The sequence below is a fragment of the Kitasatospora sp. NPDC094028 genome (genome assembly GCF_049543595.1).
GTDB lineage: Bacteria > Actinomycetota > Actinomycetes > Streptomycetales > Streptomycetaceae > Kitasatospora.
In genome coordinates this window covers 163,646-186,810 of record NZ_JBMVFA010000015.1, presented here as the reverse complement: position 1 = coordinate 186,810, position 23,165 = coordinate 163,646, and the positions used below count along the sequence as shown (strand labels likewise).

Below are 23,165 nucleotides of genomic sequence, written 5' to 3'. Positions count from 1 at the left end.
GTTCAGCCACGTGATCATTCTGACTGTCCGGTTGCCGCCAACGGCAACCGGACAGCATGCCGCAACGGGGCGAACGTTGCCTGATGCGGCACTAGGTGGACACGCCCTGACCGCGCTCGGCGGGGAAGCCGTGGCGGCGGGCGGCGAGGACCACCGCGAGGGCCGGCAGCAGCAGGGCGAGCACCGTCCAGGGCAGTGCGCCGGTGCCGAGGCGGCCGAGCACCAGGCCGCCGACCAGCCCGCCGCCCGCCATCGCCGCGTTCCACAGGGTGACCAGCATCGCCTGGGCGGCGTCCGCCCGTTCGCCGCCCGCGTCACCGACCGCGGTCTGCAGCAGTGTCGGCGCGCCGCCCCAGCCGAGGCCCCAGAGCAGGGCGGCGAGGTGGACCAGCGGCGCGCTGCGCGACCAGAGGCCGAGCAGGCCCGCGGTCAGGGCGATCAGCAGCGCGCCGCCGATCGTCAACTGCCGCAGCCGGCGGTCGATGCGGGCGCCGACGAACCAGATGCTCAGCAGCGAGGCCAGTCCGAAGACCAGCAGCACGGTGCCGACGCTCCCGTCGAGGCCGGCCCGGTCGAGGAAGGGGGCGACGTAGGTGAACAGGATGGTGTGGGCGAGCACGAGGAGCACCGTCACGGCGAGCACCGGCGCCACCCCGGGCACGGCGAGCGCGCGCCGGACTCCCCCGCCCGGCTCGGACCGCTCGCCGGGCGCCCGGCCGGGCTGCTCGGGCAGCAGGGCGGCGATCCAGCCGACCACGCCGAGCGCCAGTGCCGTCATGGCCAGGAAGGGCACCCGCCAGTCGAGCACACGGCCGAGGAAGGTGCCGACCGGCACTCCCAGGGACAGCGCCACCGGCACGCCCGCCATCGCCACCGCCATGGCCCGGCCCTGCTGCTCGACCGGCACCAGCCGCCGCGCGTACCCGGCCAGCAGCGCCCAGGCCAGCCCGGCCGCGACGCCCGCGAGGAAGCGGGCGGCCAGCGTGATCGGGTAGCCGGTGGAGGCCGCGGTCACGGTGTTGGCCACCGCGAAGCCGGCCATCGCGGCGAGCAGCAGCCGCCGGCGGCCCCAGCCCGCGGTGGCCGCGCTGAGCGGGATCGCGGTGGCGGCGGAGCCGACCGCGTAGACGGTGACGGTCTGCCCGGCGGCCGACTCGCTCACCCCGAGCGACCCGCCCATGCCGGGCAGCACGCCGGCCGGCAGGTTCTCGGTGAGCGCGGTGACGAAGACGGCGGTGGCCAGGGCGAGCAGCGCCGGGAGCGGAAAGGCCTTGGGGGGTACGGGGGTTGTGAGCCGCGTGGTCGCCATGGGGCCATCCTCGGACCTCACACCGGTGTCAGGTTCAAGCACGGCCCCCGCCCGGGCCCGGGCTCAGCGGCCGAAGTAGCCGTCGAAGTTGGTGGGGGACGTCCGAGGGCACGCCGGAGCACGCGCCAGTGGGGGGAACGGCCCGGCCTGGCACCCAAGTTGGACTAGACCACTGAAGTGGATTCGCCAGTGCGCTGTCAATGGTCCAGACCGGTGTCGTCACCCCTTCGCAGCCCGCCCCGGTTGCCGGGGGTGACACCCCGTCGAAGGATGGAGAGGTGACCCAGCCCGGCTACCTCCGCCACCCCCACCTGCACGGCGGCCTGCTCGCCTTCACCGCCGAGGACGACGTCTGGGTCGCCCCGCTGGACGGCGACGGCGGCACCGGCCGGGCCTGGCGCGTCAGCGGCGACCGCACCCGGGTCAGCCACCCCCGCTTCTCCCCGGACGGCACCGTCCTCGCCTGGACCAGCTGGCTCGGCCCCACCCCCGAGGTGTGGACCGCCCCGGTCGAGGGCGGCGAGGCCGCCCGGCTCAGCTTCTGGGGCAGCCAGGACACCCGGGTGCGCGGCTGGCTGCCGGACGGCGAGGTGCTGGCCGTCACCTCCTACCACGAGCCCTTCGGCCACTACACCTGGGCGCACGCCCTGCCGCCGGACGGCGCCCCCGGCCGCCGGATGCCCTGGGGCCCGGTCGGCGACGCCCAGATGGACCGCGCGCACACCGTGCTGCTCACCGGCACCGCCCCGCACGCGCCCGCCGCCTGGAAGCGCTACCGCGGCGGCGCCACCGGCCGGCTCTGGGTCGACGGCGAGCGGATCCTGCCCGACCACCCCGGCCACCTCTCCTCCCCCATGCCCGTCACCGGGCCGCACGGGGACCGGATCGCCTTCCTCTCCGACCACGAGGGCATCGGCAACGTCTACTCCTGCCGCCCGGACGGCACCGACCTGCGCCGGCACACCGACCACGCCTCCTACTACGCCCGCGAGGCCGCCAGCGACGGCACCCGGATCGTCTACCAGCACGCCGGCGACCTCTGGCTGCTGGACGGCCTGGACGCCCCCGCCCCGCGCCGGCTGCACGTCCCGCTCGGCGGCGCCCGGGCCGGCCGCCGCCCGTACCAGGTCGGCGCCGCCGCCCAGGTCAAGGACCTCGCCTGCGACCAGACCGGCCGGGCCGGGGTGATCACCGTGCGCGGCAGCCAGTACTGGCTCACCCACAAGGACGGCCCGGCCCGCGCGCTCGCCGACACCCCCGGTGTGCGGACCAGGCTGCCGGTGGTGCTCGGGCACACCGGCGAGGCCGCCTGGATCACCGACGCCGAGGGCGCCGACGCGATCGAGGTGATGCCGCTGCCCGGGCACGAGGCCGCCCCCGGGCACGAGAGCGGCCCCAAGCACCACCACCGGGTGCTCGCCGCCGGCCGGCTCGGCCGCGTCCTGGAACTGACCGCCGCCCCGGACGGCGCCCGCCTCGCCGTCGTCGCCTCGGACGGGCGGCTGCTGCTGGTCTCCGCCGGGGACGGCGAGGTCCGCGAACTCGCCGCCTCCGGCTACGGGCCGGTCTCCAGCGCCCGCTTCTCCCCCGACTCGCACTGGATCGCCTGGTCCCAGCCGGTCGCCGGCCGGTCGCTGCGCCGCATCCGGCTCACCCGCACCGACGCGCCCGCACCGATCACCGAGGTCACCGACGGGCGCTTCGAGGACGAGCAGCCGGTCTTCACCCGGGACGGCCGCTACCTGGCCTTCCTGTCCTGGCGCGGCTTCGATCCCGTCCACGACGTACACACCGGCGACCTCTCCTTCCCGCTCGGCTGCCGCCCCTACCTCGTCCCGCTCGCCGCCGACACGCCCTCCCCGTTCGCCGCCCCGAGCGAGGACGGCGCCCCGCGCGGCGACGGCGGCGGCGACGGCACCGTGCGCGTCGACCCGCAGGGCATCGGCGAACGGCTGCTGCAGTTCCCGGTGATCTCCTCCAAGTACTCGGCCACCGACGCGGTGCGCGGCGGCCTGGTCTGGCTGCGCTGGCCGATCTCCGGCACCCTCGGGCAGACCTTCGCCAACCCCGACGACACCTCCGCCCGCCCCTCGCTGGAGCACTTCGACCTGGCCCGCGGCACCCGCACCACCCTGGTCGACAAGCTGGACGGCTACGCCGTCTCCGGGGACGGCGGCTCCATCGCCGTCTACTCGGCCGGCACCCTGCGGATCGTCCCCGCCACCGCGCCCTCCGCCGGCACGGCCGTCGACCTGCGCCGGATCACCCACACCGTGCACCCGGCCGCCGAGTGGCGCCAGGCCTACCACGAGGCCGCCCGGATCGTCCGGGACCAGTTCTGGGACGAGCGGATGTCCGGCCTGGACTGGCCCGCGCTGGTCGCCCAGTACGAACCGCTGCTGGAACGCGTCTGCTCACCCGACGACTTCGCCGACCTGCTGCGCGAACTCCTCGGCGAACTCGGCACCTCGCACGCCTACGTCACCCCCTCCCGGCGCGGCGAGGGCCCCTCCCTCGGCCAGCAGCCGCTCGGCCTGCTCGGCGCCACCGCCCACCGCACCCCGGACGGCCGCTGGCTGCTCGACCGGGTGCTGCCCGGCGAGTCCTCCGACCCGCGCGCCCGCGCCCCGCTCGCCGCCCAGGGCGTGCGCGACGGCGACGAACTGCTGGAGGTCGGCGGCCGCCCGGTCGACCCGGGGCGCGGCCCGCTGCCGCTGCTGGCCGGCACCGGCGGCACCACCGTCGAACTCGCCCTGCGCACCGGCCCGGACGGCCCGGTGCGGCGGATCGCGATCTCCCCGCTGACCGACGAGCGGCCGATCCGCTACCAGGACTGGGTGACCAGACGCCGCGCCCTGGTCCGGGAGTTCAGTGACGGCCGGTGCGGCTACCTGCACATCCCCGACCTCGGCGGCTCCGGCTGGGCGCAGTTCAACCGGGACCTGCGGCGCGAACTCGACAAGCCCGCCCTGGTCCTGGACGTGCGCGGCAACGCCGGCGGCAACGTCTCCGAGCTCGTCCTGGAGAAGCTCACCCGGCAGGTCCTCGCCTGGGACTTCAGCCGCGACCGCCGGCCCGTCCGCTGGCCCCGCCACGCCCTGCGCGGCCCGCTGGTCGCACTCGCCGACGAGGCCACCAGCTCGGACGGCGACGTCGTCATCGCGGCGATCAAACTGCTCGGCCTCGGCCCGGTCGTCGGCACCCGCACCTGGGGCGGGGTGGTCGGGATGACCGGGCGGCACACCCTCGGCGACGGCACCCAGATCTCGGTGCCGAAGAACGCCTCCTGGTTCGGCGGCGGGCTCGGCTGGTCGGTGGAGAACCGCGGCGTCGAACCGGACGTGCACGTGCTGCGCGCCCCCCGGGACTGGGCGCGCGGGCACCAGCCCGAACTGGTCGCCGCCGTCCAGCTGGCCCTGGAACTGCTGGAGGACGCGCCCGCGGCGACGCCCCCGCCCGAGGACACGCCCCGGCCGGACCTGCGGCGCCCGCCGCTGCCGCCGCGGGCCCGGTGAGCCGGGGGCTCAGCCCCAGGGGTCGCCCTCGGCGGTCATGTTCTCGGCGGCGCGCCGGTCGGCCTCCTCCTGCGCCATCCGCTCCCGGGCCGTGCGCTCCTGCGACTCCCGGGTGCGCTCGACGTCGTCGCCGAACGCGTCGGCGGCCTCATCGTGGGCGAGGGCGGCCCGCTGGGCGGCGCCCTCACCGGTCTCCTCGTGGTGCGGGGCGCGGTGGAACAACCTGTCGAAGATGCCCATGACTCCTCCTCCGGACGGAATGACGGAATGCCGGGCTGCCCCCACTCTCACACCGGGGCCGCGCGGATGCACCTCGGCCCCGGGAGCCCCGGGCCCGGGAACCTCGGGCTCGGGAACCTCGGCCCCTTGAGTCTTTGGTCCCGGCCGGTCGCGCCCAACGGCCGTAGCCGGGCGGCCCGCGCCGGGCGCAGGGTGGCGGTGTGAGGAACGCGATCGACGACCCGCACGACGGGCCGCGCCGGCAGGTCGGCCCGCTGGCCGCGCTGGACGGGCGGCTGCCCGGCCCGCACGACCTGCTGCTGATGCAGTGCCCGAGCTCGCTGCGCCCGGTGACCGGCGGCGAACTGCCCGACTGGGCACGGGCGGTGCTGCGCGCCCACCCGTGGGTGACGGTCGGCCGGGCGCCCACCGTGACCGGCACCCCGGCCGACCTGCCGCACCCGCAGCGCTGCACCCGCGACCCGGAGGCGGCGCCCGAGCACTGGATCCCGGTGACCGTGCGCGGCCCCCGCCCCGGGCAGCGGCTGGACGCGCTGGCCCCCTGGGCGGCCGTGGCCCGGACCCTGCGGCCGGAACGGCTCGCCGAGCGGCGCGGCCGGCTGGCCCCGGAGCGGATCGCCGCCGTCCCCGCGCTGGCGCTGCTGCCGGAGGCCGGGCGGCTGGTCGCGGACCACCGGCTGCCCTGGGGCCCGATCGGCGCGGTCGGCTACGAGCTGGCCTCCGGCGTGCCGGTGACCGGGCCGCTCAGCCCGCTGCGGCTGGTGCTGCGCGCACCGCAGCCGGTCAGCCGGCGGGACGCGCTGCAGTTGCGCCGGGCACTGAGCAAGCTGCCGGTGCCGGTGCAGGCCGAGCTGGTGACCCGGCACGGCGCGGTGCTGCTCGCCGAGTACGCCGCCTCACCGCTCACCGTCACCCTGCTGACGCCGTACGGGCCCCGGGAGGTCCACGATCCGTGGTTCCCCCGGGGCCCGTTCGTGTGAGGCGGGCGGCTGCGGGCCGTGCCGGCCCGAGCCGTCCGGACGCGAGCCGGGCGGATCAGCCGCTGATGCTGGCCGTGCCCGTCTCCAGGTGGCCGGTGAAGCGCTGCGACCAGCTGCCGTCGACGTCCACGGTGACGGTGAAGTCGTACCAGCCGTTGGTGTAGGCGACGGCGTTGAAGAAGTCGGTGACGCTGCCGCCGGCCGGGACCTGGTACGTCCAGGGGCCGTCCGTGCGGTAGTTGTCGGACGTGATGGTGAAGGTGATCGGCGTGCTGCCGGCGTTGGCCATCGCGAAGTAGACCGCGAGCTTGCCGGTGCCCGGCTCGACCGCGTACGAGGCGGTGACGGCGGCGTTCCTGCCCGCCTGGGTGAGGTCGCCGGTGAAGCGGCGCAGGAAGCGGTTCGGGCCGACCACGGACAGGTCGTACTTGCCGTTGCCGAAGCCGTTGGTGCCGCAGTTGAAGAAGTCGGTGACCTGGCCGCCCGGGTCCACCGTGTACTGCCAGGGGCCGCCGCCGCGGTAGGCGTTGGCGTAGGCGGAGAAGTGCGCGGGCCGGGCGGCGCCGTCGTCGGTCATCTTCAGCCAGACGTGCATGACGCCGCTGGCGTTGGTGTCCCAGTGGTCCAGGTTGGCGTTCGGCTGGTACGGCAGGGCGCGGGCCGGGCGGGTGCCGGGCTCCTGGGCGGGCAGCGCGTTGTTGGTCGGCGAGGGGTTGGGCAGCGGGCCGCAGGTGGACAGTCCGATGGTCTGCGAGGTGTCGGGCAGCGCGGGCATGCCGTACACCGGGTTGGCGAAGTCGAAGACCGAGGTGAGGTCGCCGCAGACCTTCCGGCGCCAGGCGCTGATGTTGGCGCACTGGGCGGGCCGGCCGATCGCGGCGGTCCACACCTCCAGGAAGCGCAGCACCGAGGTGTGGTCGAAGGTCTCGGAGTTGACCCAACCGCCGCGGCTCCACGGGGAGATGGCGATCATCGGGACGCGGAAGCCGAGGCCGATGTTGGTGGAGCTGTAGAACTCGTCCGCGGTGCCGGCGGGCGCGGCGGGCGGCGGGACGTGGTCGAAGAAGCCGTCGTTCTCGTCGTAGTTGAGCAGCAGGACGGTCGAGTTGAACACGTTCGCGTCCGCGTTCAGGGCGTCCATCACCATGTGGACGAAGTGCGCGCCGTCCTCGGGGGTGGCGTACGGGTGCTCGGAGGACTGCTGGTCGGCGACGATCCAGGAGACCTGCGGCAGGGTGCCGGCCAGCACGTCGGCCTTGATCGCGGCGGCGATGTCGTCCGGGGTCCGGCCGGTGACCTTGGGGACGGATCCCATGCCCTTGACGGCGAGCGGGCTGCCGGCCGGGGCGCCGGAGAACTGGGTGAAGTAGGCGAGGGCGTTGTCGCCGAAGTTGTCGGCGGCGTTCTGGTAGACCTTCCAGCTGACGCCGGCGTTCTCCAGCGCCTCGGCGTAGGTCTGCCAGTGCAGGCCCTTCTCGTCGCCGCCGTCGTAGGCCGGGCCGCCCGCGGTGGCGGCCGGGTCGATCCAACCCGACCAGTGGTAGGTGCGGTTGGGGCCGGTCGCGCTGAGCACCGAGCAGTGGTAGGCGTCGCAGATGGTCCAGTTGTCGGCGAGCGCGTAGTGGAACGGGATGTCGGCGCGCTGCAGGTAGCCGAGGGTGCGGACGGTGCCCTTGGCGGACACCCAGGAGTCCATCTTGCCGCCGTTCCAGGCCTTGTGCTGGTCGGACCAGGCGTGCGAGAGATCGCCGTTGCACTGCGCGATCTGCTCGCCGCTGCTCGCGCTGAGGGCCCACGGGTACTGGCGGGCGAACAGGCCGTTCGGCTGGTTGAAGACGCTGTAACCGCCGGAGATCTGGATGGTGGCCTTGTCGGCGAAGCCGCGGACGCCCTTGAGGGTGCCGAAGTAGTGGTCGAAGCTCCGGTTCTCCTGCATGAGGATCACGACGTGCCGGACGTCGGTGATGGTCCCGGTGGTGCCCGGTGTCGCGGCCGCCGCCGGGGCGCCGCCGGCGACGACGGATCCGCCGGTCACCGCCGCCCCCGCCGCTCCCGCGGAGAGCGCCATGAACTTCCTGCGATTCAGCTCAGCCATCTGACCGGCCCGTCCAATCCCGAGGTGTGTATACAGGTCGTGTCCCAGCCCCCGAACGGCGAGCATCTTTGCGCAGGTCGCGACCGCCGGACAGACCCTTCGCTCAAGCTTTGGCGGACTGTTCACCGGCCCATCGCCGAACGACCGGCCGGTGAACGAGTTGTTCAGACATCCTTCACCTGGATTCCCAAAGCATGGGCGAACTGCGGTGCCAGGTCCAGTAGTTGGGTGGAACTGATGAGCGCGCCGCGCAGCCCCTCATGGCCGTCCGGCAGGTCGAGCCGGGCGGCGCCGCGCAGGTCGACCCTGCTCAGGGTGGCCCCGCGCAGCCGGACCTCCTCCAGCGTCGAGCCGGGGAAGGAGACCCCGGTCAGCTTCGCCCCGCCGAGGTCCACGTCGCGCAGCAGGCAGTCCTCGAAGACCACGTCGCGCAGCACCGCCGAGCGCAGGTTGACCGCCTCCAGCTTGCAGCCGCGGAACACCACCCGGCGCAGCGCCGAGCCGTACGCGGAGATCCCGGCCAGCACGCCGCCGGTGACGGCGCTGTCCTGCCAGTCGGAGTCGCTCAGGTCGCAGGCGACCCAGCGGCCGGCCTGCACCCAGGCCTCGTTGAACCGGGCCTGGCGCAGCTTGACCCCGCTGAACGCGACCCCGGTGAAGGCGCACTCCAGGAAGGCCGCGCCCGCGCCCGACTCGTCGGTGTGCTCGCCGCCGTCGAAGTGCACGGTGTCGTAGCGCTCGTCGGCGCGCAGCGGCCCGCTGTGCGGGCGCAGCAGGTCGGCGTACGGCAGGTCGGCGAGCTGCTCGGGGACGGCACGGGGCATGGCGGCACCTTTCGGGACGGGTCTCGCCCGCATGCTCGCACGCCCCACCGACACCGCCCCGGACCGGCAGCGCCACCGGCCGGCCGCGGGCGTCGCGACCGGCCGGTGGCGCTCAGGGCGAGTGCTCAGGGGTCAGCTCTCAGGGTCAGCACCCGGGGATCAGCACCCGGGGGTCAGCTGCCAGGGGCTCAGCCGCGCGCCCAGAGGGAGTTCACCCGGCTGCGCTCGGTGCCGTTCGGGTACGGGTTGGTGCAGGAGGTGCCGGGGCCGCCGCCGGACATCAGCTCGCTGCACGGCCCGGAGTAGTGGTCCGGCAGGCCGAGCACGTGCCCGGTCTCGTGGGCGGTCACGCGGACGGAGCTGTACTGCCGGTTCTGCTGGTAGTCGAGGAAGATGTAGCCGCGCCCGTGGCCGTCGGTGCTGGCGTAGGAGCCGCGGCTGTCGTTGCCCTCGTAGTAGCGGAAGTCGGCGGCCGAGCCGGACCGCAGCTGGACGTTCGAGACCGAGCTGTTCCAGATCTGCGCGGCCTGGGCTATCTGGTTGCGGAAGCTGGGCGCCGAGCTGGCGTCGTAGGTGACGGTGACGGTCGCCAGGCCCGGGTTGGCGGCCTGCTTGGCCTTGGCGGAGGCCATCACGGCCTGGAAGAAGGCCTGGTTGTCGGCCGCCTCGGCGGTCGAACCGGCGTACGTCGAGGCGGAGTTCGCCATCGCGGTGTAGCCCTGCACGGCGGCGGGCGCGGCCGGGGCGGCGGAGGCGGCGGTGGCGGGCAGCACGGCGAGGCCGGCCGCGAGGGCCAGGCCGAGGGTGGCGGACAGCACGGATCGCTTCATGTGGGGGCTCCGAATTCCTGGAGTACCGAGCCGGGTTGGGGCCGGCGCGGGGGGACACCCGATGAACGGGTGGTGTCCCCAGAGCTTCGGACAGCCCGAGGGGCGAGCGGATGATGCCAGCCTGCGATAGCTCGGTCCAATAGCCCGCGATTCCCCGGGATTCAGGGGGCCTTTAATCGGCCTTGACCGACCCATGCCCCTGGCATTCCGTTCGGTCGGCGGCTAGGCTCACCGGCGGGGAAGTTACGAGCGGCGGGCCGACCGTTTCCGGCCGGTCGGCCCGCCGTGCCCGAACTCCCTCGTCGTGGGCCTTAGTTGGCCGGTGCCACGCCGTTCGCCCAGAGGTAGTCGACCTGGCTGCGCTCGTTGCTGTCGGGGTACGGGTTGGTGCAGGACGGGCCGGGGCCGCCACCGGACATCAGCTCGCTGCACGGCCCGGAGTAGTGGTCCGGCAGGCCGAGCACGTGCCCGGTCTCGTGCGCGGTGACGCGCAGCGAGTCGTACTGCTGGTTCTGCGAGTAGTCGAGGAAGACGTAGCCGTGACCGTGACCGTCGGTGCTGGCATAGGAGCCACGGCTGTCATTGCCCTCGTAGTACGAGAAGTCGCCGGTGCCGCTGGACTGCTGGAGCTGGACGTTCTGCACCGAGCTGTTCCAGATCTGCGCCGCGTTGGCGATCTGGCCGGTGAAGGAGGGTGCGCCCGAGGTGTCGTAGGTGACGGTGACGGTCTGCAGCCAGGGGTTGGCGGCCTGTTTGGCCTTGGCGGAGGCCATCACGGCCTGGAAGAAGGCCTGGTTGTTCGCCGCCTCCTCGGCCGAACCGGCGTACGTCGAGGCGGAGTTCGCCGTCGCGGTGTAGCCCTGCACGGCGGCGGGCGCGGCCGGGGCGGCGGACGCGGCGGTGACGGGCAGTACGGCGAGGCCGGCCGCGAGGGCCAGGCCGAGGGTGGCGGACAGCACGGATCGCTTCATGTGGGGGCTCCGTAGATCGCGACGCGCCGGCCCGCCGGGGCCGGTGGGGGCCGGCGTACGGCGGCGGCGCGTGGTGGGGGCCGCCCCGGCCGGGCCGGGGCGGTGTGCCGACCCCGAGCTTCGACCCGCCGGGGGCCGTCGCGGATGATGCCAACCGGCGATAGCCCGGCCTTATGGCACGGGAGGCGCGGACACGGGCACAGTTGAGTGAATGTCATGTCCTTGGCGAGTCAGGTCACCGGCGTCTATGCTCCGGACGTGGAGCTCGACGTGAGACACCTGCGGGTGCTGTGCGCGATCGCCGACACCGGCAGCCTCCGCAAGGCCGCGCTCCAGCTCGGCATGACCCAGCCCTCCCTCACCACCCAGCTGCACCGGATCGAACGAGCCATCGGCGGCAGCCTGTTCACCCGCGAGCAGACCGGCAGCCGGCCCACCGCGCTCGGCCACTCGGTGCTGTCCCGGGCCCGGCCGGTGATCGCCGAGATGGCGGCACTGGTCTCCGCCGCCCGCCAGGAGGCCCGCGACACCGCCGGCCCCGGGCGGCACCGGCGGCTGCGCATCGGCAGCGTCGGCAGCCGGGCGGTCGCGGCCTGGCTGCGCCGGGTGCACGAGCGGCTGCCGGACACCGACACCACCATCCACGTCGACATCTCGGCCAGCGCGCTGCTGCGGATGGTCGCCGCCGACCAGCTGGACGTGGCCTTCGTGTACGAGAGCGAGGGCTTCCCGCTCCGGGTGCCGCCGGACGCCGAGCACCGCGTCCTGATGGCCCGCGAACCGCAGTTCGTCGCGCTCTCCGCCGGGCACCCGGCCGCCGCCCGCCCGGTCGTCCACCTGGCCGACCTGGCCGAGGACACCTGGATGGTGGACCCGACCGCCGACCACGAGTACGCGGCGATGCGCCGGGTGTTCAGCGAGGCGGGCCTCAACCCCCGGGTGGTGCAGGTGCGGGACAACGCCACCGCCGCCGAGCTGGTCGCCTCCGGCGAGGCCGTCCGGCACTGCCAGCCGACCTCCCTGCCCGGGCCGGGCACCGTCGTCCGCCCGGTGCACGGGGACCCGCTGGCCGTCCGGCTGCTGTTCACCTGGCGGCCGCAGGTGCTCAGCCCGCCCGCCCTGGACGCGCTCTACGCCGACCTGCGCGCCGCCTACCTGGATCTGGCCAAGGTGAACCCGGCGTACCTGGACTGGCTGGCCCGGCACGAACCGGTGCTGCTGGACCGGGTGTAGGTCGTCAGGCGGCCGCGGTCTCCCGGCTGTGCAGCCACACGCCGAACGCGATCATCACCGCACAGACCAGGCCCGCCGCCGGCACCCCGGAGCCGCCGAACGCCGTGCACGCCAGCACCAGGACGGCCGCGGTCGGCGCCACCGCCTGGGCGAGCAGGCCCCGCTTGGTGTGCCGGGAGTGCAGGAACCAGACGGTCAGCAGGTAGACGGCGGTCGGCACGGTGACGGTCGCGGCGGCGGCCGTCCCGGAGATCTCCGCCTTGTGCACGGCCGACTCGACCGCCACCTCCAGCCCGGTGCCGATCGCCGCCGCCGAGCCGAACACCACGTAGTGGCCGTAGCCCCAGGCGAACGCCTGCCGGTTGGAGCGCAGGTGCTCGTGCACCGGCCGGGCGAAGTAGATCCACCAGGCCGCGAAGCAGATCAGCAGCCCGCCGGCCGCGACCGGCACCAGCCGGCCCAGTTCCTCGTGCTCGTCCACCGCCGACTGCACCGCGACGGTCGCCGCCGCCACCGTCTCGCCGAGCACGATCAGGGTGAACAGCCCGTACCGCTCGGCGATGTGGTGCGGGTGCCAGGTGGTCTGCATCCGCAGTTCGGCGATCACCGGCACGGCCAGCTCGCACAGCACGCCGAGCGGGATGACCACCGGCCGGGCGGCGTCCGGCAGGAACAGCATCACCACCCAGCCGACCTGGCAGAGCGCGATCCCGGCCGCGTAGCGCAGCGCGACCCGGCGCGCCTCGCCCTGCTCGCTGGCCGCCGCGCGCAGCCACTGGGTCACCATCGCCAGGCGCATCACCACGTACCCGGTGATCGCCAGCGCGAAGTCCTGGGCGGTGAACAGCCGCGGAACCCCGGCCGCGAGGATCAGCACCCCGGCGATCTGCACCAGGGTGGTGACCCGGTACGGCACGTCGTCGCAGTCGTAGGCGGAGGCGAACCAGGTGAAGTTCATCCAGGCCCACCAGATCGCGAAGAAGGTCAGCACGAAGCCGCGCAGGCCGTCCGCGTAGTGGCCGACCGTCAGCGCGTGGGCGAGTTCGCGCCCGGCCTGGCCGACCGCGACCACGAAGCAGAGGTCGAAGAAGAGCTCCAGGGGGGTCGCCACCCGGTGCGGCTCGGCACGGTCGCGCGGGACCATCCGGCGCACCGGTCGCGGGTCGACGTGGTGCGGCCGCGGTGCTGCGGCGGCGGGATCGCTGGCCATCGGTGCTGCTCCACAGGGTGCCGGGGTGGGCCGTCCCGCGCATCCTGGCAGCGACGGGGGCCGGACGCACGCACCGGCGCGACGCGCCGCTCCGACCCGAACACCCGCGTCAACCCGACCCGAACACGGTCGAGATGATGACGTATGTCCCTTTTTTCCTTGTCGTCAGCCCCAGTTGACGGCAAGGTGCGCGAAGTGGGTGACAGCACGGCGGATTTCCGGGCGCGCCCCGCGCGCGATGCGGCGACCGGCCGGAGCACCCCGCTACATTCGTGCCCGGTTGGAAGCGAGCGCGGGCCCTGCGGGGCCCCACGACACGGGCGGCCTGCGGGCACTGCGGAAGGTCAAGGCTGGTGGCGGAAGGACGGGGGCGGCGCGACCGGCCGCGCTCTGCCCGCCCCACCGGCCTCGTGATCACCGCGCTGCTCGCCAGCGCCCGCCGTGCCGCCTTCCACCACCACCCCCACCGGCGCTTCCGCCACCCCGGACGCCGACCGTCACCAGGAGTCACCGGTCGGATACGATTCGGCGGATCGGCCGGGCGCCGTGTAATGTCTTCCACGTCAGCAAGCGCCGCTAGCTCAGTTGGTTAGAGCAGCTGACTCTTAATCAGCGGGTCCGGGGTTCGAGTCCCTGGCGGCGCACCCGACAGTCTCAGGCCGTCCACTTCGGTGGGCGGCCTGAGTCGTTTCCGGGGCGGGTCCAGGTGTTCCCATGCCCCCCTTCGACGACTGACCCCGGCGGCCCGGGCGCGGTGGCCGCCGCCCCTCCCGGCCGCCCGGCTCAGCCGCCCGGCACGGCCCCGCCGGTGTCGAGGACCGCGGAGGCCACCGCGTCCGGGCGGTCGAACATCACCAGGTGCCCGGCCGGGGCGGTGGTGCGGTACTCGGCGCCGAGCAGCGCCGCCAGCTCCCGCTGCTCGGCCAGCCAGGTCTCGGTGCGACGGCTGCGGCAGCCGTCGTCGGCCGCCAGGACGGTGACCGGCAGCCCCGCGGGCAGCGGCCGGGTGCGGCGCAGCCCGTCCACCTCGGCGGCGACGTCGAGGTAGCGGGCGTTCTCCCGCAGCAGCGCGCGCAGCGCCCGGCCGGTGCGGTAGCAGTGCCGGGCCAGCGGCGCCGGGGCGAGGTCCTCGTGACGGACGGTGCTGAGCCGGGCCGCCGCCCGGCGGGCGGCCGGGCCGAACAGGTAGGGCACCGCGACGGCGGTGGCGACCCCGGCGAGGGCGCGGACGGCCAGGTCGCGGACCCCGGGCGCGGGGTACGGGCGGGCCCCCGGCTCGACGCTGCCGTCGACCAGCACCAGGGCGGCGGCCCGCTCGGGGTGCAACCGGGCGAAGGCCTCGACGTGGAAGCCGGCCAGCGAGTGGCCGACCAGGGTGCAGGGCCCGGGCAGCCCGAGGCCGTCCAGCACGGCCAGGATCCGCCCGGCCTCGCCGGCCGCCGTGGGTGCGGGCCGCCCGGCGGCGGGCTCGGGGGCGCTCAGCCCGTAGCCGGGCCGGTCGAAGCGGACGACGGTGCGGTAGGGGGTGAGGAACGGGACGACCAGGTCCCAGTCGAACCAGCTGCTGCCGAGGCCGCCGGTGAGGACGCACACCGGACCGCCGCCCTCGGTGCGCACGTGCAGCGGCACCCCGCCGATCCGCAGGAAACGGGCCCGCTCGCCGCGCTGCTCCGGGGCGGGGTGCGGCGGTTCGCGGCGTGCTGGCTGGGGGCTGGGCACCGTTCCACCCTAACCGCAGGTGAACTGCGCCCCAATCGGGCGGAAAGGGGCGATTCGGCGGCCGCGGCTCCCGGGTGGTCCGGAGCACCCCCCGGGAGCGTGTATTGTTTTCCAGGTCAGCAGGCGCCGCTAGCTCAGTTGGTTAGAGCAGCTGACTCTTAATCAGCGGGTCCGGGGTTCGAGTCCCTGGCGGCGCACAGACATCGGGGAGCCTCTCGCAGCAGCGAGGGGCTCCCCGATTTTTTGGCCCTCGACGTCCGTTTTGCGTGTGATGTCGGTCTCGATCGCCGCTCGGGCGGAGCCATTCGGCCCGCCGAGTCGTCCTGGGCAGTACACCGGAATCGGGACAAAGGTCCCCGACCGTCGTCCCCAGTCTGTGCAGGCCGGCCCGTCCGCCCGCAGGAAAGGCCGCGCTTTGTCCAGAAACTCCCAGGGCGGCCGGATGCCGTCGATCAGTCTCCGGCCGGTCAAGCGGTTCAAGCGCTCCACCACCGGCCCGGCGGTCGGCGGCGGCAAGCAGCCGCGCCGGCCCAAGCGCACCGGCTGGCGCCGGCTGATACCCACCTGGCGGATGACGCTGCTCGGCTTCGTCTCCGCAGTGCTGCTCGGCATCGGCCTGTTCGCGCTGGGCATCGCCCTGGTGAAGGTGCCGGACGCGAACGCCACCGCCGTCGCGCAGAGCAACACCTGGCTGTACTCGGACGGTTCGGTGATCACCCGCACCGGCCAGACCAACCGGCAGAACGTGACCCTGGACAAGGTCTCCCCCGCCGCCCAGCACGCCGCCCTGGCCGCCGAGGACCGCAACTTCTACAACGAGGGCGCCGTCAACGTGCAGGGCCTGGTGCGGGCCGCCCTCAACACCGCCAAGGGCGAGGGCACCCAGGGCGGCTCCACGATCACGCAGCAGTACGTGAAGAACACGTACCTGAACCAGAAGCAGTCGATCAGCCGCAAGGTGCAGGAGCTGTTCATCGCCGTCAAGGTGGACGCCACCGAGAGCAAGGACGACATCCTCGCCGGCTACCTGAACACCTCCTACTACGGCCGCGGCGCCTACGGCATCCAGGCCGCCGCCCAGGCCTACTTCGGCGTCGACGCGTCCGCGCTCAATCCGGCCCAGGGCGCCTACCTGGCGACCCTGCTGAACGCGCCGAGCGCCTACGACGTGGCCACCGCGACCCCGGCCGGCAAGCAGAACGCCGTCAACCGGTGGAACTACGTGATGGACGGGATGGTCAAGGAGAACTGGCTGTCCGCCGACGAGCGGGCCAAGACCGCCTTCCCGGACGTCAAGGACCCGCAGCCCAACCCGGGCCTGTCCGGCCAGGCCGGCTACCTGGTCGACGCGGCCACCCAGTACCTCACCTCGAACGGGATCATCAACGAGACCGAGCTGGCCAAGGGCGGCTACACGATCAAGCTGAGCATCGACCCGACCCGCCAGCAGGCCCTGCAGGACGCCGTCCAGGCGCAGCTGCGCGACACCCTGAACCCGGACAAGCGGAAGAAGGACGCGGCCGCGCAGGCCGGCGCCGTCTCCGTCGACCCGAAGAGCGGCGCGGTCGTCGCCCTGTACGGCGGTGTCGACTACGTGAAGCACTACGTCGACAACGCGACCCGGCGCGACTACCAGGCCGGCTCGACCTTCAAGGCGATCGCCCTGGCGGCCGCGTTCGAGAACAACGCCAAGACCCAGGACGGCCGCACCGTCACCCCGCGCACCGTCTACGACGGCACCAGCGGCCGCAAGGTCCGCGGCGGCAAGGGCACCCCGTACGCGCCGCCGAACGAGGGCGACAAGAGCTACGGCCAGATCAGCCTCCAGCAGGCCACCGACTGGTCGGTCAACTCGGCCTTCGCCCAGCTCGCGCAGGACACCGGGCTGCAGAAGGTGAAGGACACCGGCATCGCGCTGGGCCTGCCCGCCAACACTCCCGGGCTCGACCCGGTGCCGTCCATCCCGCTGGGTGCGGCCACCCCGAGCGTGCTCGACATGGCCGGCGTGTACGCCGCGCTGGACAACGGCGGCAAGCAGATCACCCCGTGGCTGGTGCAGTCGGTGGACCGCGAGGGCGAGGCCGTGCAGCTGCCCGCGCACAAGACCACCCAGGCGATCGGCGCGGACACCGCGAACCAGGTCACCTCGATGCTGCAGGGCGTGGTGAGCGACCCGGGCGGCACCGGCTGGCGGGCGAAGGCGCTGGGCCGTCCGGTGGCGGGCAAGACCGGCACCACGGACGACCAGAAGTCGGTCTGGTTCGTCGGTTACACCCCCGAGCTGGTCACCTCGGTCGCGCTGTTCGGCCAGGACCCGGGCACCGGCGCCCAGGTCTCGCTCAGCGGCGTCGGCGGGATCGACGGCGCGGCGGGCGGCCAGTACCCGGCGCAGATCTGGACCAGTTACATGAAGGCCGCGCTCAAGGGCCAGCCGGTGAGCGACTTCCCGACCCCGGCCGACGACGCCGGCGACGCGGGCGCCACCGACCTGCCGACCGCGCCGAGCACGCCGACCGGCACCCCGTCCACCGGCCCGACCGGCGGCGCCACCACGCCGCCGAGCGACGGCACCGGCTGGGGCGGCAACGGCGGCACCACCGGCGGCGGAGCGACCACGGCCCCGACGACGCAGCCGACCAGCCGGCCCACCACCCGGCCCACCACCCGGCCGACCCCGACCGGCCAGCCGACGCCCCAGCCCACCACCCAGCCGACGACGCAGCCGACCACCCAGCCCACGGGCGGCACGGACGCGGGCACCGGCACCGGCACCGGCACGAACACGGGTGCCGCGGGCAACTAGGGCGCCATGGCGTGGTCACCGGCCGCCGGTGACCACGCCACTGCGGACAGTTCGGCGCAGGACCGAATGACGGAATGGCACCTTACCGAGGTGCCGGTACGACTGTCAGAATGCGTCGGTGCCCAGCTCAACCGCCTCAGCCGCCACGACGGCCCGCCCCTCGGGCCGCACCCTCGGCCTCACCCTCGCCCTGGTCTCCGCCTTCGCCTTCGGCGGCTCCGGCACCGCCGCCAAGCCGCTGATCGAGGCCGGCCTGTCCCCGCTGCACGTCGTGTGGCTGCGGGTCACCGGCGCCGCCGTCGCCCTGCTCCCGATCGCCTACCGGCACCGGGACGCCCTCCTGCGCCGCCCCGGCCTGCTGCTCGGCTTCGGCCTGCTCGCCGTGGCCGGCGTCCAGGCCTGCTACTTCGCGGCGATCTCCCGCATCCCGGTCGGCGTCGCGCTGCTCATCGAGTACCTCGGGCCGCCGCTGCTCATCGGCTACGTCAAGTTCGTCCAGCGCAAGCCGATCGGCCGGGGCTCGGCCATCGGCGCCGGCGTCGCGGTGGCCGGGCTGGCCTGCGTGGTGGAGGCGTGGAACGGTTTGAGCTTCGACGCGCTCGGCGTGCTCTTCGCCCTCGGCGCGGCCTGCTGCCAGGTCGGCTACTTCGTGCTCGCCGACGCCGGACGGCGCGGCGAACGCCCCGTCGACCCGCTGGCCGTCAGCGCGTTCGGGCTGCTCATCGGCGCCGTGCTGCTCACCGCCTTCACCCGGCCCTGGGAGGCCGACTGGAGCCCGCTCGGCGGGTCCGTGGTGATGAACGGGCACAGCCTGCCCGCGCTGCTCCCGGCCGCCTGGATGGTGCTGGTCGCGACCGTGCTCGCCTACCTGACCGGCGTCGTCTCGGTCGGCTACCTCTCGCCGCCGGTCGCCGGGGTGGTGGCCAACCTGGAGGCGGTGGTCGCCACCGTGCTGGCCTGGGTCCTGCTCGGGGAGCACCTGGGCCTGCCGCAGATCGCGGGCGGCCTGCTCGTGCTGGCCGGTGCCTTCGCCGCCCAGACCGGCAAGGCGCCGGAGGTACCCGCCCCGGAGCCGGAGCGGGAGCGGGCCACCGCGAAGGGCGTCTAGGACGCTTCCTAGCGCCCGTCCCAGCCGAACCAGTCGAAGTGGCCGACCGGCCAGACCACGGCCGCGACCGGGCCGACCACGTTGTCCACCGGCACGGCGCCGCCGCCCGGGCCGCGCTGGTGGTAGCGGGAGTCCGCCGAGTCGCTGCGGTGGTCGCCCTCGACCCAGATGTGGTCCGCCGGCACCGTCACCGGGCCGAAGTCCAGGCCCGCGCAGGAGTCGTCGCCGGGGTGCAGGTACGGCTCGTCGACCTTCTTCCCGTCGACGGTCAGCGCGCTGCCCGAGCACTGCACGGTCTGGCCGCCGGTCGCGATCACCCGCTTCACCAGGTAGTTGTCGTCCTTCGGCGGGACCAGCCCGACGAAGGAGAGCACCGAACTCGCCGCACCGGTCAGCGGGTTCGAGTCGGCGGGCTGCGGCGGCAGCCAGCCGCCCGGGTCCTTGAACACCACCGGCTGCCCCGGCTCCGGCTTCCAACCGGTCAGCGGGGCCAGCTTGTTCACCCCGACCCGGTCGCCGACCCGCAGGGTGTTCTCCATCGAGCCGGACGGGATGGTGAACACCTGGAACAGGCAGGTCTTGATCAGCAGCGCGACCGCCAGGCCCACCACCACCATCACCGGCAGCTCGACCCACCACGGCCGCGGCCGGCGCCCCGGCCGCCCGGCCCGGCGGCCGCGCAGGCCGCGGGCACGGCGCCGGGTCTCGGCCCGGCCACCGGGAGCGGGATGCCCGGCGGCCTCGGCGGCGACGCCCGGGGCCGGACCGGGGCCGGACTCGCTCGGCGTTTCGGGCAGGTTCACCGCCATCGTCGCTGCTCCACCTCTCCGGCTGGGGAAACCTGCACGCTACGCCAACCCCGGGGCGTGGAGAAATCGGGCGTTTAGCCGCCCCCGACATCCCGGGGGCGCGGGCCGGTCCGGCGCGGGCCGTCAGGCGCGGGCGATGGCCTCGTGGTGCCGGATCACCTCGGCGATGATGAAGTTGAGGAACTTCTCGGCGAAGACCGGGTCCAGCTTCGCCCCGGCGGCCAGCTCCCGCAGGCGCTTGATCTGGTCCCGCTCGCGCGCCGGGTCGGCCGGCGGCAGCTTGTGCTCGGCCTTGAGCCGGCCCACCCGCTGGGTCGCCTTGAACCGCTCGGCCAGCATGTGGACCACCGCGGCGTCGATGTTGTCGATGCTCTCGCGCAGGCCGGTCAGCTCCGCCAGCACGGCGTCGTCGATCCCCTCGGTCGGGCCGGCGGCGGGGGTCGTGGGGTGGTCCGTCATCGAGGCGGCTCCCGGTGTCTGGGTGGGGCGCCCGACCGTACGGCGGCCGGGCTCGGGCCCGGGCAAATCTAACAGGGCGGCCGCCCCCGGACCCCACGCCGGACGGCCCGGTTCCAGCATGCGGACACGTCGGTGGACCGGTGGTGCGGGCACGGCCCGTAGGCTGTTGCGCGCATGACCGGATGTGACGACTTCGCAGTCCTCGTACCAGCAGTCCCCCAGTGATGGAGGTACCGATCGTGGCAACCACCCGCACCGCGCACACCGAGTGGGAAGGCAACCTGCTCGACGGCAGTGGCCTGGTGACCTTCGACTCGTCCGGGATCGGCGAGTTCCCGGTCTCCTGGCCGGCCCGCGCCGAGCAGCCGAACGGGAAGACCAGCCCGGAGGAGCTGATCGCCGGCGCCCACTCCGCCTGCTTCTCGATGGCCCTCTCGAACGGTCTGAGCAGCGCCGGCAACCCGCCCACCAAGTTGCACACCAAGGCCGACGTGACCTTCCAGCCCGGCAAGGGCATCACCGGCGTCCACCTGACCGTCGTCGGCGAGGTGCCCGGCCTGGACGAGGCCGGCTTCGTCAAGGCCGCCGAGGACGCCAAGGCCAACTGCCCGGTCAGCCAGGCCCTGACCGGCACGACCATCACGCTGTCGGCCTCGCTGGCCTGACCCCCGGGGGCGCGGGCCCAAGGCGGGCGCGCCCGTCCGCTTCGGCCCGTTCCGGCGCGCGACCAGCGCCCGGGGGCGCGGGTTCGGCGCGTACGCTCCCGGCGCACGTCATGTGATGTGCACCGGGGGCGTCCGCGCGTACCGCCACACATGATCACAAAGGGGTCGAATCACCCTGGCGGCGGTCACCGCGCGTTGCCGCCGCGGCCTATGATCGGCCGCAGCGCCCTGTTCTTCACGCGGGTCTCCGCGCGACAGCGCCCCACGGCGGGCGCCCCGCCGGCGGACCGACTCCGAGGACCGCGACAGAGTGCGGAGCCGGCCGCCGGAGCCCCGTTCGGCCGGCCTGACCAGCATCGAGCGTCAGCAGCGGACGGGAGCATGCCGTGCCGGGCCAGAACGAGGGGGCCGACGCACACCACTCGGGCGTGCGGCACGAGGATCCGCCACGCCGCCGCCCCGGCCCGGCCGGCGCGGGCGCGGGGTGCGGCACGCTGGAGGAGCCGGGGGTGCTGCTCTGCCCCACCTGCTCGGCCCCGCTGGCCGGCGACGCGCACCTCGGCACCCCGGCGGGTGACTCCGACCCCTCCCTCGAGGCGGCCCCGCTCGCCGCGCTGCGCGCCAGCGAGTCCCGGTTCCGCGCCGCCTTCTGCGACGCCGTCATCGGGATGGCGCTGATCGGGCCGGACGACCGGATCATCGAGGTCAACCCCGCCTTCGCCGCCCTGGTCGGACGCAGCGTCGGCGAGCTGGTCCGCACCCACCTGCACGAGATCGTCGACCCGGAGGGCATGCCGAGCAGCCTGTTCCCGGAGCTCGTCGACGGCGGGCGGGAACGGTTCCGCGTGGAGAAGCAGCTCCGGCACCGGGCCGGCCACACGGTGTGGAGCAAGCTCACCGTCTCGCTGATCCGGGACGGCGCCGGCGAGCCGCTCTACACCCTCGCCCTGGTGGAGGACCTGACCGAGCAGCGCCGGCTCGGCGACCGGCTGGAGTACCAGGCCCTGCACGACCCGCTGACCCGGCTGCCCAACCGGACCTCCTTCTTCGAACGGCTCGACGCCGCCTGCCTCACCGCCGCGGCCCCGGGGGCCGAGGGGAGCGAGGGGACCGACGCCGCGGACGGGCGCCGGGTCGGCGTCTGCTACCTGGACCTCGACGGCTTCGCGGCGATCAACGAGACCCTCGGACACCACATCGGCGACCAGCTGCTGATCGCCGTCGCCGCCCGGCTGCGCAGCGGCTTCGCCGGCCCCGGCGCCCCGCTGGTGGCCCGGATGGGCGGCGACGAGTTCGCCCTCCTGGTCACCGACAGCCTCGGCCACGAGCAGCTGACCGAGCTGGCCGCCCGCGTCCTGGAGGTGCTGGAACGTCCCTTCGACGTCGCCGGGCACCGGCTGGTGATCACCGCCAGCGTCGGCGTGGTGGAGCGGTCCGTGCACGAGACCACCCCGACCGACCTGGTCAAGGACGCCGACGCCACGCTGTACTGGTCGAAGGCGGACGGCCGCGCCCGCTGGACGCTCTACGACCCGGACCGCGGCGCCCACCAGCTCACCCGCCAACTGCTCGCCACCGCGCTGCGGCCCGCCCTGGAGCGGGGCGAGTTCACCATCGAGTACCAGCCGCTGGTCGGCCTGGCGGACGGCACCGTGCACGGCGCCGAGGCCCTGGTCCGCTGGCGGCACCCCCGCTACGGGACGCTCTCGCCGGACCGTTTCATCCCGCTCGCCGAGGAGTCCGGCGCGATCGTGCCGCTCGGGAAGTGGGTGCTGGAGGAGTCCTGCCGGCAGGCGCGGCGGTGGCTCGCCGAGTTCCCCGAGACCGAGACCTTCGTCAGCGTCAACCTTGCCGCCCGGCAGATCTGGGACTCCGACGTGGTCGCCGACGTGGCCCGGGCGCTCGAACTGACCGGGCTGCCGGCCCGGCTGCTCCAGCTGGAGATCACCGAGAGCGCCCTGCTCGGCCCGGGCGGCCGGCCCTCGCAGGCCCTCCAGGCGCTCGCCGACATGGGCGTGCGGATCGCGATCGACGACTTCGGCACCGGCTACTCCAACCTGGCCTACCTGTCCCGGCTCCCGGTGCACGTGCTGAAGCTCGACGGCACCTTCATCAAGAGCTTCCGGGACCCGGCCCCGGCGGCCCGGCCGAACCTCCCCGAGCCGGGCACCCGGCGCAGCGACGCCGACGAGCAGATCGTCGGCGCCATGGTGCAGCTGGCCCACACCCTGGGCCTGACCGTCACCGCCGAGGGGATCGAGAGCGCCGCCCAGGCGGAGCGCCTCCGGCTCACCGGCTGCGACACCGCCCAGGGCTGGTACTTCGCCCGGCCCGGCGAGGCCGAGCTGGTCGCGGCCATACTGCGCGAGGGCCGCCCGGCCGCCGCGTCCTGAAC

General features: G+C 74.3%; 17 protein-coding genes and 2 tRNA genes. 9 read left to right on the top strand and 10 right to left on the bottom strand.

Going from position 1 to position 23,165, the window contains the following annotated elements; genetic code table 11:
- Positions 1 to 91 precede the first annotated feature (91 nt).
- Positions 92 to 1,309, bottom strand: coding sequence for an MFS transporter (locus tag ACPC54_RS23025; RefSeq protein ID WP_498967231.1), 1,218 nt, complete (start codon positions 1,307 to 1,309; stop codon positions 92 to 94).
- A gap of 278 nt (positions 1,310 to 1,587) precedes the next feature.
- Here ACPC54_RS23025 and ACPC54_RS23020 point away from each other — a divergent pair, with 278 nt between their 5' ends.
- The gene (locus ACPC54_RS23020; protein ID WP_498967229.1) at positions 1,588 to 4,824 is read left to right on the top strand and encodes a S41 family peptidase; all 3,237 of its coding nucleotides are present in this window, start codon (positions 1,588 to 1,590) and stop codon (positions 4,822 to 4,824) included.
- Between the two features lie 9 nt (positions 4,825 to 4,833).
- Here ACPC54_RS23020 and ACPC54_RS23015 read toward each other — a convergent pair whose 3' ends face one another.
- Entirely contained in the window at positions 4,834 to 5,064 is a 231-nt protein-coding gene (locus ACPC54_RS23015; RefSeq protein WP_498967227.1) for a hypothetical protein, read from the bottom strand.
- Between the two features lie 200 nt (positions 5,065 to 5,264).
- Here ACPC54_RS23015 and ACPC54_RS23010 point away from each other — a divergent pair, with 200 nt between their 5' ends.
- On the top strand, positions 5,265 to 6,044 hold the full coding sequence (locus ACPC54_RS23010; RefSeq protein ID WP_498967225.1) for a phosphoribosyl-dephospho-CoA transferase MdcG domain-containing protein: 780 nt from the start codon (positions 5,265 to 5,267) through the stop codon (positions 6,042 to 6,044).
- Positions 6,045 to 6,099: 55 nt separating this feature from the next.
- On the opposite strand, the gene ACPC54_RS23005 is transcribed toward ACPC54_RS23010, so the two are convergent.
- The 4 genes from ACPC54_RS23005 to snpA (ACPC54_RS22990) all read right to left on the bottom strand — a co-directional run bounded on the left by ACPC54_RS23005 (position 6,100) and on the right by snpA (ACPC54_RS22990) (position 10,764).
- Entirely contained in the window at positions 6,100 to 8,139 is a 2,040-nt protein-coding gene (locus tag ACPC54_RS23005; RefSeq protein WP_498967224.1) for a phosphocholine-specific phospholipase C, read from the bottom strand.
- A 164-nt stretch (positions 8,140 to 8,303) separates the two neighbouring features.
- Positions 8,304 to 8,963: a pentapeptide repeat-containing protein gene (locus ACPC54_RS23000; protein ID WP_498967223.1), complete on the bottom strand. Its 660-nt coding sequence runs from the start codon at positions 8,961 to 8,963 to the stop codon at positions 8,304 to 8,306.
- A gap of 188 nt (positions 8,964 to 9,151) precedes the next feature.
- On the bottom strand, positions 9,152 to 9,793 hold the full coding sequence (gene snpA, locus ACPC54_RS22995; RefSeq protein ID WP_498967221.1) for a snapalysin: 642 nt from the start codon (positions 9,791 to 9,793) through the stop codon (positions 9,152 to 9,154).
- Between the two features lie 311 nt (positions 9,794 to 10,104).
- Positions 10,105 to 10,764 carry a snapalysin gene (gene snpA / locus ACPC54_RS22990; protein ID WP_498967220.1) on the bottom strand — a complete coding sequence of 220 codons (660 nt, stop codon included), beginning with the start codon at positions 10,762 to 10,764 and terminating at the stop codon, positions 10,105 to 10,107.
- Positions 10,765 to 10,980: 216 nt separating this feature from the next.
- Between snpA (ACPC54_RS22990) and ACPC54_RS22985 the strand changes: the two genes are divergently transcribed.
- The gene (locus ACPC54_RS22985) at positions 10,981 to 11,997 is read left to right on the top strand and encodes a LysR family transcriptional regulator (RefSeq protein WP_498967218.1); all 1,017 of its coding nucleotides are present in this window, start codon (positions 10,981 to 10,983) and stop codon (positions 11,995 to 11,997) included.
- A gap of 4 nt (positions 11,998 to 12,001) precedes the next feature.
- Here ACPC54_RS22985 and ACPC54_RS22980 read toward each other — a convergent pair whose 3' ends face one another.
- Positions 12,002 to 13,207 (bottom strand): low temperature requirement protein A, encoded by a 1,206-nt coding sequence (locus tag ACPC54_RS22980; RefSeq protein ID WP_498967216.1) that lies wholly within the window; start codon positions 13,205 to 13,207, stop codon positions 12,002 to 12,004.
- Between the two features lie 570 nt (positions 13,208 to 13,777).
- Here ACPC54_RS22980 and ACPC54_RS22975 point away from each other — a divergent pair.
- Positions 13,778 to 13,851: transfer RNA gene (locus ACPC54_RS22975), tRNA-Lys, on the top strand.
- 139 nt (positions 13,852 to 13,990) lie between these two features.
- Here the strand turns inward: ACPC54_RS22975 and ACPC54_RS22970 are convergent.
- Positions 13,991 to 14,845, bottom strand: a complete 855-nt coding sequence (locus ACPC54_RS22970) for an alpha/beta fold hydrolase (protein ID WP_498967253.1) — start codon at positions 14,843 to 14,845, stop codon at positions 13,991 to 13,993.
- 204 nt (positions 14,846 to 15,049) lie between these two features.
- Between ACPC54_RS22970 and ACPC54_RS22965 the strand changes: the two genes are divergently transcribed.
- The 3 genes from ACPC54_RS22965 (at position 15,050) to ACPC54_RS22955 (ending at position 18,837) form a co-directional block, all read left to right on the top strand.
- Positions 15,050 to 15,123, top strand: a tRNA-Lys gene (locus ACPC54_RS22965).
- 218 nt (positions 15,124 to 15,341) lie between these two features.
- Positions 15,342 to 17,729, top strand: coding sequence for a transglycosylase domain-containing protein (locus tag ACPC54_RS22960; RefSeq protein WP_498967215.1), 2,388 nt, complete (start codon positions 15,342 to 15,344; stop codon positions 17,727 to 17,729).
- A gap of 118 nt (positions 17,730 to 17,847) precedes the next feature.
- Positions 17,848 to 18,837 (top strand): EamA family transporter, encoded by a 990-nt coding sequence (locus ACPC54_RS22955; RefSeq protein WP_498967213.1) that lies wholly within the window; start codon positions 17,848 to 17,850, stop codon positions 18,835 to 18,837.
- A gap of 8 nt (positions 18,838 to 18,845) precedes the next feature.
- On the opposite strand, the gene lepB is transcribed toward ACPC54_RS22955, so the two are convergent.
- Both lepB and ACPC54_RS22945 read right to left on the bottom strand, forming a co-directional pair.
- The gene (gene lepB / locus ACPC54_RS22950) at positions 18,846 to 19,646 is read right to left on the bottom strand and encodes a signal peptidase I (RefSeq protein ID WP_498967212.1); all 801 of its coding nucleotides are present in this window, start codon (positions 19,644 to 19,646) and stop codon (positions 18,846 to 18,848) included.
- Positions 19,647 to 19,769: 123 nt separating this feature from the next.
- Positions 19,770 to 20,105 carry a chorismate mutase gene (locus ACPC54_RS22945; protein WP_498967210.1) on the bottom strand — a complete coding sequence of 112 codons (336 nt, stop codon included), beginning with the start codon at positions 20,103 to 20,105 and terminating at the stop codon, positions 19,770 to 19,772.
- A gap of 239 nt (positions 20,106 to 20,344) precedes the next feature.
- On the opposite strand from ACPC54_RS22945, the gene ACPC54_RS22940 reads away from it, so the two are divergent.
- Both ACPC54_RS22940 and ACPC54_RS22935 read left to right on the top strand, forming a co-directional pair.
- Entirely contained in the window at positions 20,345 to 20,770 is a 426-nt protein-coding gene (locus ACPC54_RS22940) for an OsmC family protein (protein ID WP_498967208.1), read from the top strand.
- Between the two features lie 386 nt (positions 20,771 to 21,156).
- Positions 21,157 to 23,163: a putative bifunctional diguanylate cyclase/phosphodiesterase gene (locus tag ACPC54_RS22935; RefSeq protein ID WP_498967207.1), complete on the top strand. Its 2,007-nt coding sequence runs from the start codon at positions 21,157 to 21,159 to the stop codon at positions 23,161 to 23,163.
- Positions 23,164 to 23,165: the final 2 nt, after the last annotated feature.